The following is a 13,507-nucleotide window of genomic DNA, read 5'->3' as shown; positions in this document are numbered from 1 at the left end:
GGGTCCGGGGTCCCTACGGCGAGTCGCCACTGCCTGATTCGTCCGGCCAGGACAGGGTCCGCCGACTTTCGAACCGTTGCAGCCGGCCGGTCGTGGGATCCTCGAACTCGAGAACCTTCGACAGCAGGCGCAGCGGGTTCGAATAATCCTCTGCGGCAACGTCGTAGAAGTCGGGATAGAAGTTGTCGCCGTGGATCGGTAGCCCGAGCGAGGTCATGTGCAGGCGAAGTTGATGGGTCTTGCCGGTATGGGGAATCAACCGGTACCGCGCGAAGCCGTCTCGCGTTTCGATCAGTTCGATCCGCGACTCGCTGTTGGGTTCGCCCTCGATCTCCGCGGCCTTGAGCACGCCGCGTTCTTTCACGATGCGACTGCGCACGACCACGGGAGTGCTCACCTGCGCGTCGTAACGCGCGATGGCCTCGTACTCCTTGGCGACGCGGCGCTCGGCGAACATGGTCTGATAGCCGCGCCGGGCCGACTGATGCACGGTGAACAGCAGCAGTCCCGCCGTGACGCGGTCGAGGCGATGCGCTGGACTCAACTCCGGCAAATCGAGATCTCGACGCAACCGCACCAAGGCCGATTCGGCGATGTATCGCCCGCGGGGCGTGCTCGCGAGAAAGTGCGGCTTGTCCACGACCAGGATGTTTTCGTCCCGATAAAGGATGTCGATCTCGAACGGCACCCGCGTTTCGACGGGAGGGTCGCGGTACAGGTAGACGAACCGCCGGGGAGCAAAAGCGCTCGTCTCGGTGATTCCGACACCCTTCTCGTCGACGACCTCCCCGGCTGCGACCTTCTCCCGCAATCGGACGGCGTCCTGGGGGAACCGTTCGAGCAGGTAGTCGAGCGTCGTCGTCCACATGCCGTCGTCGGGCTGACGGATGCGACTGGGGTTCAGGCCGTCGCGGACGGGAAGCGGTGATCGTGACACATCTTCAAAGCTAGCCGTCCGGTCGGCATTCAGACTTATTGACGACATATGGGACGGAAGTTACTATCCGGTAAGTTCGTGACACCGGTCACTGTCGTGGGGGCAGGGCTGGGTCATCACAACAGAAAATTGGGGTTTTCGTGAGGACACGACTTCTACGTCGAAGGTCGACAACGATTGCGGTGGGGCTGTGCGTCGTGGGATTGACGGTGCCGAGCGCCGTCGCTTCTGCGGATCCGACGGGAGGGTCGGACGGGCAGGCCTGGCTCGCGGCAACGGAGGCGACGCCGCAGTATCCGGGGGTCTCCATCGAGTGGGACGTGCCCATCACGATGAGTGACGGCACAGTTCTGCAAGCGAATGTGTACCGACCGGCGGATGCATCCGGGCGGGCCGTGGAATCGAAGACGCCTTCGGTCCTCAACATCACGCCGTACACGAAACTGCTGGACACACTGGTGGATTCAGCTCTGTCGATCCCGCAGGTCGGTGAGACGCTGATGGACGTTGCGAACTCGCTCGACCTCGCGGCGCCGTTCGACGGCGTGTCGGAGTTGACGGGCGTCATCGCCGGCGGAGGCGCCAGGGTTCTCGGCGTCAACCGTGATCTGGTCCAGAACGGATACACGCAGGTAGTGGTCGATGCACGTGGAACCGGCTTCTCCCAAGGTAATTGGGACGTGCTCGGTAAGCGCGAGCAACAGGATTCGGTCGAGGTCATCGACTGGATGAGCAAGCAAGGATGGTCCGACGGGAAAGTAGGGATGGCGGGCATCTCGTACTCCGCGATCAACTCGGTGCAGGCGGCGAGCAACAATCCACCTGCACTGAAGGCGATCTTCCCGGTCGAACCTGGCAACGATCTGCTGCGCGACATCGTCGGAACCGGTGGCGGCCTCGGAGTCGGGTTCATGCCGTTGTGGTTGACCGCGGTCAACGGGCTCAAACTCATCCCGAACGTTCAGGACATCCTGCAAGGAAACTTCGATCCCCTGTGGTTGGCGAGCCGCCTCGAGGATCCGGGAACGCTGATTCCTGAACTGGTGCAAGCGATGACGGCTCAGAGAATCGAGGACGTGTCGCCGTCGACTCTGCAAGTCGCGCAAGACGGGCAGTTCTATCAGGACCGAGCCGCTGACGTCGGCAACATCGCCGTTCCGACGATGGTCTACGGCGGTTGGCACGACATCTTCGCCAACAGTGAGCCGCGGATCTACAACGGAATCGATCTGCCGCCCGGGCAGAAGCAGTTGATCATGGGGAACGGCTATCACGTCACTCCCGGTGGAGGATTCGGCAAGGACGGTGCGCCGCCGCGCCTCGACGTACTCGAACGTGCGTGGTTCGACAAGTGGCTCAAGGGCATCGACAACGGAATCGATCGTTACGGTCCGGTGACGATGTTCCAGCAAGGCGGCGGATGGATCACGGACGATCAGTTCCCGCGAGCCGGTGCGAGCTACGAACGTATGTATCTGAACTCTGCGCCCAGCGGTACTGCCGCCCACGCATCGTATGACGGTTCGCTGACGAATGACCCGCCCAGTGCCGCAGCGCGATTGACAGTCGCACCAGGACTGCGAGGCTTCTGCTCCGGTGACGGAACTCAGGGAACTGCCGGGATCTCCGTGGTGCTCGGTGCGACGTGTTCCAAGGATTCCCGATTCCAGGAAGCGGAGGGCCTGACGTTCACCGGTGAGGCAGTGACGGAGCCGACCTCACTCTCGGGCCCGATCAACGTCCACCTCGAGACCGTCCTGGACGCGACGGACGGATTCTGGGCAGCGACGGTCAACGACGTAGCACCGGACGGAACATCGACACCGATCACGAACGGCGCTCTGACTGCGTCGCTGCGGGCAGTCGACGATTCGAAGAGCACTCGCTCGGCCAACGGTGACTACAGTGAACCGCACCACTATCTGACGATCGACACGCGTCAGCCGGTGGTTCCCGGTGAGGTCACCACCGTCGACATCAACATGCTCCCGACGGACGCAGTGCTGCAACCGGGGCACCGGCTCCGCGTCGACGTCTACGCTGCCAGCGTGCCGCGATACCTGGCGCTCGGCCCGATGCTCGCCGACAGCCAACTCAAACCGCAGCACATCGAGTTGGCTGCAGACCGGCCGAGCTTCGTCAACGTTCCGTTCGTCGGGGGCCGCTGACTCGGATTGGATCGGCGGCGTGAGAACCTGCGGGCTCGCGGACGTTCTGAGAAGATCGTCCGATGACAGAATCCCGACTCTCCGCCGCCGTCCACGATCGTCTGGACGGACTTCTGGATCCGGTGGACGAGCGGCTCGCGGCGCAGTACCCGGGAAACCGTGACGAGATCCAACCCGTGCACACGATTTACGTCAGTGCCGCGGATGCAACCGTCGACACCCCTCGACTCTGGGGTGAGCAGGCGATCGCGCTTCTCGATTCCCATGCTCATGTGTTCGCCGATCTCGACACGGAGAATGCGCTCGCTGATGTGCGAGTTCAACTCGGCCGCAAGCCGGTCCAAGACTTTCGGATCGATTTCGAGGACGGGTACGGACGCCGCAGCGACGAAGAAGAAGACGATGCAGCGACGTCGGCCGGACAGACGCTTGCCGCGCTCAGCGCTGATCCTGCCGGGCCGAACTGGAGTGGCATCAGGTTCAAGGGGTTGCCGGCCGGTGAGCGTCGGCGCTCGATCAGGACGCTCGAGCTTGTGCTCGACGCGGCCGGCGGAGTGCCGGACGGATTTGTCTTCACCGTTCCCAAACTGCGCGCGGTGGAGCAGGTCACGGCGACGGTGTTGCTCTGCGAAGAGCTGGAGAAGGCGCACGGACTCGAGCTCGGTTCGCTTCGGTTCGAGTTGCAGATCGAGAGCCCGCAGGCGGTCATCGCGGCCGACGGAACGGTGGCAGTTGCTCAGGCCATCCATCGCGGTGCCGGTCGTCTGACCGGTTTGCATTACGGCACTTACGATTACAGTGCAGCTTGCGGAATTGCATCGCGTCATCAGTCGCTCGAACATCCGGTGGCAGACCACGCAAAGGCTGTCATGTTGGCTGCTGCCGCGCAGACCGGCGTCTGGGTGTGCGACGGGTCGACTCAGGTCGCGCCTGTCGGGAGCGCCACGGCGATCCGCGACGCGATCACTCGGCACCATCGCCTCGTCACGCGGTCCCTGGAACGCGGTTACTACCAGGGGTGGGACATGCACCCCGGGCATCTGGTCACCCGCTGGCTCGCCACGTTCGGCTTCTATCGCAATGCGCTCGGCGCCGCTGCCCCGCGCATCCAGTCGTACCTGGGGCGCCAAGGTGGCGACGTGATGGACGAACCTGCAACCGCCCAGGCGCTCGCAGCGGTGGTACTGCGCGGGCTCGACGCGGGGGCTTATCCGGAATCCGAAGTTCTCCGGCTCGCCCCGAGCGCCGACACCAACGCACTCCGTCACCTCGTAGGACGCACCACACCGATCACAGGAGAACACTGACCGATGAGCACCACCGAATTCACCTTGCTGCCCGATCTCGCACTGCGCACCCTCGGCGGAGCCGTCATCTGGGCGAACGACGAGGCGTTTGCCGAGCGTGAGGCCCTGATCCGCCCAGGCAAGGCCGGGTACCAGCCGGCGACGTTCGGTCACAAGGGGCAGGTGTACGACGGTTGGGAGACGCGTCGCCGCCGGGTGGCAGGCCATGACGAGGCGATCGTCCGACTCGGTGTTCCCGGAGTGGTGCGAGGCGTCGTGGTCGACACCGCGTGGTTCAAGGGCAATTACCCGCCCGAGATCTCGGTGGAAGCAATCTCGGTCGACGGGTATCCGGATCCCGCCGACCTGGCCGGATCCGGTGAGTGGACAACCATCGTCGAGCGCTCGATCGTGCATGGTGACTCGGAGAATCCGTTCGCGGTGGCGTCGGAGCAGCGGTGGACGCACGTCAAGCTGACCATTTACCCGGACGGCGGCGTGGCAAGATTCCGTGTTCACGGCGAAGCGCGGCCGGACCCGCGTTTCCTCGATGCCGGGCCGTTGGACCTCGCAGCACTCGAAAACGGTGGCCGCGTGACCGATTGCTCCAACATGTTCTACAGCTCACCGCAGAACATCCTGTTTCCCGGACGCGCTGCTTCGATGGGTGACGGGTGGGAGACCGCCAGGCGCCGCGACAACGGAAACGACTGGGTGCAAGTACAACTCGCGGGTGAAGGCGTACTGAGTTTCGTCGAGATCGACACCTCGTACTTCCTCGGAAACAGTCCAGGTGAGGGTGCTCTGACCGGGCGGACGTCGGAGGGGGAGTGGATCGAACTGTTGCCGCGCACGACGCTGCGTCCGGATACGCGCCATCGCTTTCCGATCGATTCCGAAGTCCAGGTCACCGATGTTCGTCTGGACATCTTCCCGGACGGTGGCCTGGCGCGGCTGAGAGTCTTCGGCGTACTCACCGACGCTGCTCGCGCTGTGATCTCCGGGCGCTGACGGTAAAGTTGTTGGCATGAGCGACTATCCACGTGACGACTATCCCCGGGACATGGTGGGGTACGGCCCTCATCCGCCGCATCCGCACTGGCCCGGCGACGCGCGGATAGCGGTTCAGTTCGTGCTCAACTACGAAGAGGGAGCCGAGAACAACGTCCTGGACGGGGACGCGGCTTCGGAAACATTTCTGTCGGAAATGACTCCGGCAGAGGCATTTCCGAATCGACACATGAGCATGGAATCGCTGTACGAGTACGGCTCACGGGCCGGGTTGTGGCGTGTACTGCGAACCTTCGAGCGGCGAAACCTGCCTCTCACGGTCTTTGCGGTGGCGCGGGCGATGCAGCGTAACCCCGAAGCAGTCAGTGCTTTTCAGGAGTTGGGCCACGAGATCGCGTGCCACGGATTACGTTGGAAGTCTTACCAATCCGTGGATATCGAGCGCGAACGCGCAGACATGGCCGAGGCAGTGCAGATTCTGCGAGATCTGACGGGTTCGGCGCCTCTCGGTTGGTACACCGGACGCGATTCACCGAACACCCGCGAATTGGTCGTCGAGCACGGCGGCTTCGTCTACGACTCCGATTCGTACGCCGACGATCTGCCGTACTGGGTCGACGTTCCGCGTGGCGCAGAATCGGTGAAGCACCTGGTCGTCCCGTACACCCTAGACACCAACGACATGCGTTTCGCCTCTCCCGCAGGATTTCCCAGCGGTGATCAGTTCTTTGCGCACCTACGCGACGCCTTCGACGTGCTGTATGCGGAGGGGACGGCCGGATCGCCCAAGATGCTCTCGATCGGGTTGCACTGCCGCATAGTCGGCCGCCCTGCCCGTGCGGCCGCTCTCGAGCGATTTCTGGACCACGTGCAGTCACACGAGAAGGTCTGGATCGCGCGGCGCATCGACATCGCCGAGCACTGGAAGACCGCGCACCCCGTTTAGATCACGGTCGGTCGACAAAAGACTTCATTCCGAGCAGTCCGGGTACTGGTTCGACTGCCGCGTATTCCGCCATCGAATTCTAGGCCATTGACAACTGGCACGGTTGTGGATGACTCTTTGGAGATGGAGAAACACACAGCAGTCGAAGCGTCTTCAAGGTGAGCCGACCGGTGCCGACCAAGAAACCGACCAAGAACCGCGGATCGAAGGTGTCCCACAATGCCCGCGCAGTGGTGACCGGCGCCGGCAGCGGAATCGGCCGTGCCTTTTCGTTGGAGTTGGCGCGCAGAGGCGGTGAGGTGATCTGCGCGGATATCTCGCTGGAACGGGCCAAGGAAACAGTGGCACTCATCGATGAGATCGGTGGTACCGCGCACGCCGTCAAATGCGATGTGTCAATTCGTGAGCAGGTTCAGGACCTGGCGTTGTTCGCGGAACTCGAACTTGCGGGTCCGCTTTCGTTGGTGATCAACAATGCCGGGGTGGGTATCGGTGGAAAACCGGTGGGCGAGATCGGTTTCGACGATTGGGAGTGGGCACTCGGGATCAATCTGTGGGGTGTCGTGCACGGCTGTGAGATGTTTGCTCCACAACTGCGTGCGAGCGGCGCCGGGGGATTCATCAACGTGGCCTCGGCTGCTGGGTTTGCGGCTGCGCCGCTGATGGCGCCCTACAACGTCGGTAAAGCCGCCGTGATGTCGCTCTCGGAGACCTTGTCCGCTGAACTTGCCGGTACGGGAGTGCGGGTGACGGTGCTGTGTCCGACCTTCGTCAAGACAAATGTTGCTCTCGACGGCCGAATCACCGCGGAAGCAACACAATTGGCGCAAGCGTTGATGCGGCGAACCGGCTTTTCGCCGGAGCGCATCGCCGTCATCACTCTCGACGCCTACGACAAGGGTCGACTCTACGTGGTGCCGCAGTTCGATGCGAAGGTGATCTGGCGACTCAAACGGTATCTACCCGTTGCATACACGTGGGGCTGTGGAGTTCTCAATCGCTTTGCACCGAAACAGAAGTCGGGATCATCTGGAACTTCGGCGGCGCCGGAGACGAACTCGCCGAGCACGAAAGGAGCGTGACATGTCCTTCGATTTCGACGGCATGCTGCACAAGATCAAGGACCGCCAATGGGCTCTGGTGGACATCGACTGGGATGCTCCGGGCGCCGAGACGATCAGTCCAGAGCTTCATGCGAAGCTGAAACCGTTCATGTCGGACCTGATGTGGATCGAGAACGTCGGTGCCCGTGGCTTCGCTGCGATGGCTCTCAAGGCGCCGACTGAAACTCTCCGAGACATCTATCGGCATTTCCACGCCGAGGAACAGAAGCACGCCAACGCCGAACTCGCGCTGATGCGTCGGTGGGGAATGCTGGACGGCGACGAGATGCCCGAGCCCAACATCAACGTCAAGCTCGTCATCGACTGGCTGGACAAGCATTCCGACGGTTTGTCGCTCTCGATTCTCGGGACCGTCATACCGATGCTCGAGGTGGCGCTCGACGGAGCCCTGGTCAAGTTCATCATGGACGAGATCGAGGATCCGGTCTGTCAGGCTGTGTTCAAGAAGATCAATGCAGACGAGTCCAGGCATCTGGCGGTCGATTTTGCGGTGATCGAGATGCTCGGGCACTCGACGACGCGCAAGCTCGTTGTCGAAACCGTCGGCGCCTGGATGAATCCGGCGTTGATCATCGGGACACTTCGCTACATCCCGCTGCTGAACAAGATGCGCGACAACATCGTCGACATGGGAGTGAACGAGGAACGGCTCTACACCGCGATGAAGCGATTCAGGAACGTAGGCGAACGGAGTCCGGCCGCGCTCCGCGTCCCGATGTATCGGGTGGTGAAGTGGCACGGCAACATGGTCATCAATCGCAACCATCCCTACCATCTGCTTGCCGATCGGATGGTCAAGGTCACTGGCCGACTTTCCGGCAGCAGGCTCAATTCCGAGCCGACCTGGGCCAAAGAACTTACGTACGAGCCACTCGCATGAGTACTGCCGAGCCACTGTCAGTGGCGATCATCGGTGGAGGTTTCGCAGGAATCGGAGCGGCGATTCGGTTGAAGCAGAACGGTATCGAGGACTTCGTCATTCTCGAACGCGGCACGGAGGTCGGCGGGACGTGGCGCGACAACACGTATCCGGGAGCTGCGTGCGACATTCCGTCCCGTCTGTACTCGTACAGTTTCGCCCCGAACCCGGACTGGTCGCACACCTACTCGGCCAGCGCGGAGATCCTCGGCTACATCCGAACGATGGTGAAAGAGTTCGGCCTCGAGCCGAAGATTCGGTTTCGGTGCAACGTCACGGGCGTCGAGTGGGACGAGCAGACAGGTGTCTGGGCGATCGCGCTCGAGGGCCGTGAAGCGGTCATTGCCCGGACCGTCGTCATGGCGTCCGGTCCGCTGGCGAACGTCAGCTTTCCTGCTGTTCCGGGTTTGGAGAGCTACGAAGGACACAAGATTCACAGTGCTCGCTGGGACCATGACTACGACTTCACCGACAAGCGGGTCGCAGTGATCGGAACCGGGGCCAGTGGCGTCCAGATCGTCCCTGAACTCGTGAAAACTGCACGATCAGTGAAGGTTTTCCAACGAACACCGGGATGGGCATTGCCGCGAGCAAACCTACGCACCCGATCTCGCACGAAGGATCTGTACCGCCGTCATCCGGTCGTCCAGACTCTGGCGCGTCGGGCTTGGTACTGGGGACACGAATCGGTAGCTCTCGGGGTGGTGTGGGAATCCCCGTTGACGAGGGTGGTGGAAACAGTCGGGCGTCTTCATCTGCGCATGCAGGTGAAGGACCCGTGGTTGCGGCGACAACTCACTCCCGACTTTCGGGCAGGGTGCAAGCGGTTGCTGATGACCAGCGAGTATTACCCGGCTCTCCAGCAAGACAATTGCACACTCGTGACCTGGCCGATCGCGAGATTGGCGCCACATGGCATTCGCACGGTCGAAGGGATCGAGCATCAATTCGACTGCATCGTCTTCGCCACCGGCTTCGACGTTTGCAAGACCGGAACACCGGTACCGATCATCGGCCGGGACGGACGTGTGCTCGCTCAGGAGTGGAAATCCGGGGCGCGTGCGTACAAGAGCATTGCGGTATCCGGTTATCCCAACCTGTATTTCACCTTCGGACCCAACTCGGGTCCGGGGCACAGCTCCGCCCTTGTGTACATGGAAGCGCAACTCGACTATCTCGCCCAAGCGATCAAGATCGTTCTCGAGCGCGACCTCAAGGCACTCGATGTTCGTCAAGATGTCGAAGATGCGTACAACGTCGAGTTGCAGCGTCGGCTGTCGAAGACCACGTGGAACTCGGGATGTTCGAGTTGGTATCTCACCGACGAAGGATTCAATGCCACTATGTTTCCCGGTTTCGCGACCCAGTACGTGAACCAATTGAAATCGGTGGATCTTCGGGACTACACGAGCACGGTGCGCGAGAAAGACACCGCGCAGACCTGATCCCGGGTTCTGATCGGCCTGGTGTTGCCACTAAGTTGGAATCGTGACGACCGACGCGGCAGAGGAGACGAGGCGGTGACCGAGTACCGCATCGACGATCTAGCGCGCGCTGCGGGCACCACCTCGCGGAATGTACGGGCATATCAGGAACGTGGATTGCTTCCTCCGCCGGAGAAACGTGGGCGGGTAGGCATCTACGGCGACGCGCACCTCGAACGCCTCAAGCTGATCGACACGCTTCTTCAACGAGGTTTCACCACTGCGCATATCGACGACTTCATCACCGGGTGGGAAAGCGGGAAAGACCTGACAGAGGTGCTGGGTCTGCAGCACGTGGTCACCGAACCATGGTCCCGCAGCGACACCGTGAGTATCGAGATGGCCGTCGTACGCGAGTTTCTCGGGGGAGATGCAGATGGTCAACTGCATCGTCTCGTAGATCTCGGACTGGTACAGATCGAAGGAGAGAACTGCGTTTTCACCGATCCTGCTTTGCTCAGCGGATTTTCGAGTCTCCTCGACTACGGTTTCACTCTCGATCAACTGGTCGATGTGCACGAAAAGCTTCACAACGCTGTGGACGGGATCGCCAAAGACCTGATTCAGGCGGCGAAGGACCGCATCGTCGATCAGCACGGGGTCGGTTGGCTCCCGGAGGGCGACGAGGTTGCCGGAACAGCCGAGATGCTCCAGACGATGCGTGAACTCGGTGTGGCGTCGGTACATTCGGCACTGGCCCGGGCACTCGACGCGAACCTTCAGCGTGAACTCGGCGACTATCTTGCCGCTGCGATCGGCTCGCGGAGCGACGCCGACGAGTCCGACTAGCAGCATCGATCACGTTCGGGATGTGCGGCCCGTCGCGGTGCGCTCAGCTCTTGCGTGCCTCGATCAGGAATCGACTCGAGTGCGCGACAAAAGATCCGTCGCGACGGATCTGCTGATCGAGTTCGCGGAGCCGGTCCCGATACTGCGCGACGGTGAATCCCGGAACCATCCAGATCACCTTGCGTAAGAAGTAGACAACGGCGCCGATGTCGAAGAATTCCATGCGCAGACGCTCGAAACGAAGGTCGACGACGGTGAGCCCGGCCGCAATCGCGTCGGCAGTTTCGTCCTCGTGGTGCCGTCCGCGACGAGCCTGCGGCTGAGGACCGAGAAAGTACTCGACCAGTTCGAACACGCTGGCGTGACCCACATGTTGAGCGAAGTACGTTCCTCCCGGTTCGAGTACCCGCGCGATTTCGGTCCACCACACCGTCGCTGGGTGTCGGCTGGTCACCAGGTCGAAAGCCGAATCGGCGAACGGTAGCGGCGGCTCGTCCTGATCCGCGACCACCACCACACCTCGGGGACGCAGAAAGGCGGTGGCCTTGGCGATGTTCGGTGGCCAGGATTCGGTTGCTGCCATCACCGGCGGGAGTGACGGTGCAGCGGCGAGGACTTCGCCGCCGCCGGTCTGGATGTCCAATGCGGCGCCGGCGCGGCCGAGACGTTCACCCATCAGCCTCTGGTACCCCCACGACGGACGCTGCTCCGTGGCGCGTCCGTCGAGCCACGAGAAATCCCACCCGTCGACGGAGGCGGATTCCGCTTCGGCGACAAGTTCGTCGAAACCTCGTGACATGCTCTGTGACTCGCCTTCAGGCGTTCCTTCCGACATCACATCATCATCGTCGCGGAGGGTCGATGGTGCCAGTTGTTTACGGCTACTTCGGGGTGGCGCCGAGCATCGGTGCGAGTTGAGTGGCAATCGGGTTCAGGTTGAGCTTGTCCGGGTCCACCTTGGGCTTGCTGTCCCACGGTTGCGAGGTGTTCGGGTCGGCGAACGCGATGCGGTTGGCGCTACGAACTCCCGTTTCGCTGCCCTGAGGTGCCTGGCAGTTGGCGGCAGTGTTCAACGGGAAGTTCTGCGTCGTGTCGTCGAAGTTCGGGTCCTTGCGCTTCATCTCGTCGAGGATTGCCATGGTCCCTTCGTAACCGACGGTGCACGAGAGCGGGTTGTTGGTCTCGAGTACCAAGCCCAGATGTACTGTGCCGTCTCCCGGTGCAACGGTGGGCGCCGCCCCGGCGAGCGCAGGCAGGAAGAGCAGGAATGGCTGCAGCGAGGGCAGTGTCGGTGCGGCTGCCGCTGCAACGGCGGAGAGGTTGGAGAGGTTGGTCGTGAGCGCGGGGCCGGCTTCGGTGACGAGAGAGCCGACTTGTTCGCTGGCCGGTATGCCGTTGTCGATCACGCGTCGGATGTCGGGGTCGCTGGTGCGCAATTGCGCCGTCAGTGCGTCGAGGTCGGTGCTGAACTGCTTGATCGCCGACGATTGATCGGACTGGGTCGTGAGCACCGTCTGGCTGTCGCGGATCAGTCCGAGGGTCTGGGGAAGGGTGTCGAGGCCCGACTGGGAGATCCCCGACAGCGAGTCGGCAAGTACCTGCAGATCTTCGCCCTTGCCGTTGAATGCCGCGCCGAGTTCTTTCGCGACGGTGTGGAGTGCGTCGACCGGAACGGAGTGCACCAGACCGTTGGCGCTGGTCAAGACATTCTCGATCGGGATCGGCGTGGTTGTGTCGCCCACGGCGATCACCGAGCCGTCTTCGAGGAACGGGCCCTGGTCGGTATCGGGCTGAAGGTCGACGTACTGCTCGCCGATGGCTGAGCGATTGGCCACCACGGCCCGCGCAGATGCGGGAATCTGCGGAGCACTGCTGTCGATCAACAGGTCGACTTCGATTCCGTCGGACGTGAGCGACATGTCACCGACGCGTCCGACGGGTACACCGCGATAGGTCACTTCGGCGTTGGTGAAGATGCCACCGGACGTCGCCAGTTCGGTTTTGACCGTGTATTGGCCGAATCCCAGAAGATTGTCCAGCCGTACGTATTTCGCTCCGACATAGATCAAGCCCAGGAGTGCAACCACGACGAGGGCGACCAGCTGCCATTTGGCGAGCTTCGACATCACCATGAGGTGACGACCCTGAACTGATGCGGTGTGTTCATGGTTCGACTCCCGAATGACAAGCCGGGTACGGCTGGTGTTGAGCGAATTGTGTTCACCCACGGACGTTCTGAGGTGAACCGGAAACTTCCGGCAATTCGTTGTTGGCGATAACTATAAACAAGTCGTCACAGATAGAAAGTCGGCGCTGAGATTTCCGCAGGTCGTCGAAACGTAAGTGTCGCAGCTCACTTCGAATGCGTCGATGTGATGCAGACGGCTTTCGGTCCGGATCGGGCTTGACTTCGCCAAACATATCCACAAAAGTAGATGCGTTCCGGTTGTCGTGCAGAGGGGTGTGGTCCATGGATGCTTTGGCGATCTTCAAGGCGCTGTCCAACCCGACTCGCCTGCAGATCATGGAGTGGCTCGCGCACCCGGCGAAGTATTTCGACGAGGACTCGTATACGCAGCAGGATCTCGGGTTTCACATCGGAGTTTGTGTCGGTGACATCCAGGGGCGATCGGGACTTGCCCAGTCGGTGATCTCGGGGTACCTGCAGGGCATGAAAGACGTGGGTCTGCTCGAGTCCGAGCGCATCGGGAAGTGGACGTATTACCGACGAAACGAATCCGTGATCGGCGAGTTCAGGGAATTCGTTCGCGAAAAGCTGTAGCGGCCGAATTGCCCTCGTCGGCTGGGTTGTTCAACCAAATATATCTACATATCTAGATATG

12 protein-coding genes are annotated in these 13,507 nt (G+C 61.8%); 9 read left to right on the top strand and 3 right to left on the bottom strand.

The features are described 5' to 3' along the window. Positions 1–13: 13 nt before the first annotated feature. Complete coding sequence (locus AC1Q6C_RS03540; protein WP_492666376.1) at positions 14–985, bottom strand: pseudouridine synthase; 972 nt, start codon at positions 983–985, stop codon at positions 14–16. A gap of 92 nt (positions 986–1,077) precedes the next feature. On the opposite strand from AC1Q6C_RS03540, the gene AC1Q6C_RS03535 reads away from it, so the two are divergent. The 8 genes from AC1Q6C_RS03535 to AC1Q6C_RS03500 all read left to right on the top strand — a co-directional run bounded on the left by AC1Q6C_RS03535 (position 1,078) and on the right by AC1Q6C_RS03500 (position 10,664). Next, entirely contained in the window at positions 1,078–3,105 is a 2,028-nt protein-coding gene (locus tag AC1Q6C_RS03535; protein ID WP_042922239.1) for a CocE/NonD family hydrolase, read from the top strand. A 62-nt stretch (positions 3,106–3,167) separates the two neighbouring features. Further along, on the top strand, positions 3,168–4,412 hold the full coding sequence (locus AC1Q6C_RS03530) for a DUF6986 family protein (protein ID WP_007733914.1): 1,245 nt from the start codon (positions 3,168–3,170) through the stop codon (positions 4,410–4,412). 3 nt (positions 4,413–4,415) lie between these two features. Continuing rightward, entirely contained in the window at positions 4,416–5,402 is a 987-nt protein-coding gene (gene alc, locus AC1Q6C_RS03525) for an allantoicase (RefSeq protein ID WP_081558344.1), read from the top strand. 16 nt (positions 5,403–5,418) lie between these two features. Beyond that, positions 5,419–6,348: an allantoinase PuuE gene (gene puuE, locus AC1Q6C_RS03520; RefSeq protein ID WP_003940421.1), complete on the top strand. Its 930-nt coding sequence runs from the start codon at positions 5,419–5,421 to the stop codon at positions 6,346–6,348. 170 nt (positions 6,349–6,518) lie between these two features. Then, a complete protein-coding gene (locus AC1Q6C_RS03515; RefSeq protein ID WP_051649587.1) occupies positions 6,519–7,430 on the top strand; it encodes an SDR family NAD(P)-dependent oxidoreductase in 912 nt (303 codons plus the stop codon). Position 7,431: 1 nt separating this feature from the next. Next, positions 7,432–8,352: a hypothetical protein gene (locus AC1Q6C_RS03510; protein WP_003939862.1), complete on the top strand. Its 921-nt coding sequence runs from the start codon at positions 7,432–7,434 to the stop codon at positions 8,350–8,352. Beyond that, on the top strand, positions 8,349–9,836 hold the full coding sequence (locus AC1Q6C_RS03505; RefSeq protein ID WP_054827925.1) for a flavin-containing monooxygenase: 1,488 nt from the start codon (positions 8,349–8,351) through the stop codon (positions 9,834–9,836). Before AC1Q6C_RS03510 ends, AC1Q6C_RS03505 begins: the two co-directional genes overlap by 4 nt. Before the next feature lie 75 nt (positions 9,837–9,911). After that, positions 9,912–10,664 carry a MerR family transcriptional regulator gene (locus AC1Q6C_RS03500; RefSeq protein WP_215516059.1) on the top strand — a complete coding sequence of 251 codons (753 nt, stop codon included), beginning with the start codon at positions 9,912–9,914 and terminating at the stop codon, positions 10,662–10,664. A gap of 43 nt (positions 10,665–10,707) precedes the next feature. On the opposite strand, the gene AC1Q6C_RS03495 is transcribed toward AC1Q6C_RS03500, so the two are convergent. Together AC1Q6C_RS03495 and AC1Q6C_RS03490 are read right to left on the bottom strand one after the other, a co-directional pair. Continuing rightward, on the bottom strand, positions 10,708–11,463 hold the full coding sequence (locus AC1Q6C_RS03495; RefSeq protein WP_042922354.1) for a class I SAM-dependent methyltransferase: 756 nt from the start codon (positions 11,461–11,463) through the stop codon (positions 10,708–10,710). Positions 11,464–11,545: 82 nt separating this feature from the next. After that, entirely contained in the window at positions 11,546–12,796 is a 1,251-nt protein-coding gene (locus AC1Q6C_RS03490) for an MCE family protein (RefSeq protein WP_020908890.1), read from the bottom strand. Positions 12,797–13,134: 338 nt separating this feature from the next. Here AC1Q6C_RS03490 and AC1Q6C_RS03485 point away from each other — a divergent pair, with 338 nt between their 5' ends. Continuing rightward, positions 13,135–13,446 carry an ArsR/SmtB family transcription factor gene (locus AC1Q6C_RS03485; protein ID WP_007733929.1) on the top strand — a complete coding sequence of 104 codons (312 nt, stop codon included), beginning with the start codon at positions 13,135–13,137 and terminating at the stop codon, positions 13,444–13,446. Positions 13,447–13,507: the final 61 nt, after the last annotated feature.

It is taken from the genome of Rhodococcus sp. MT28 (assembly GCF_058792695.1).
Note: the sequence above shows the minus strand (reverse complement) of the source record. Positions and strands in the feature narration are given on the sequence as shown.

Excerpts from the sequence above, each read along its gene's own strand:
- AC1Q6C_RS03490 (WP_020908890.1), bottom strand. The coding sequence starts at position 12,796 with ATGGTGATGTCGAAGCTCGCCAAATGGCAGCTGGTCGCCCTCGTCGTG.
- alc (WP_081558344.1), top strand. The coding sequence starts at position 4,416 with ATGAGCACCACCGAATTCACCTTGCTGCCCGATCTCGCACTGCGCACC.
- AC1Q6C_RS03505 (WP_054827925.1), top strand. The coding sequence starts at position 8,349 with ATGAGTACTGCCGAGCCACTGTCAGTGGCGATCATCGGTGGAGGTTTC.
- AC1Q6C_RS03510 (WP_003939862.1), top strand. The coding sequence starts at position 7,432 with ATGTCCTTCGATTTCGACGGCATGCTGCACAAGATCAAGGACCGCCAA.
- AC1Q6C_RS03495 (WP_042922354.1), bottom strand. The coding sequence starts at position 11,463 with ATGTCACGAGGTTTCGACGAACTTGTCGCCGAAGCGGAATCCGCCTCC.
- AC1Q6C_RS03485 (WP_007733929.1), top strand. The coding sequence starts at position 13,135 with ATGGATGCTTTGGCGATCTTCAAGGCGCTGTCCAACCCGACTCGCCTG.
- puuE (WP_003940421.1), top strand. The coding sequence starts at position 5,419 with ATGAGCGACTATCCACGTGACGACTATCCCCGGGACATGGTGGGGTAC.
- AC1Q6C_RS03530 (WP_007733914.1), top strand. The coding sequence starts at position 3,168 with ATGACAGAATCCCGACTCTCCGCCGCCGTCCACGATCGTCTGGACGGA.
- AC1Q6C_RS03540 (WP_492666376.1), bottom strand. The coding sequence starts at position 985 with ATGTCGTCAATAAGTCTGAATGCCGACCGGACGGCTAGCTTTGAAGAT.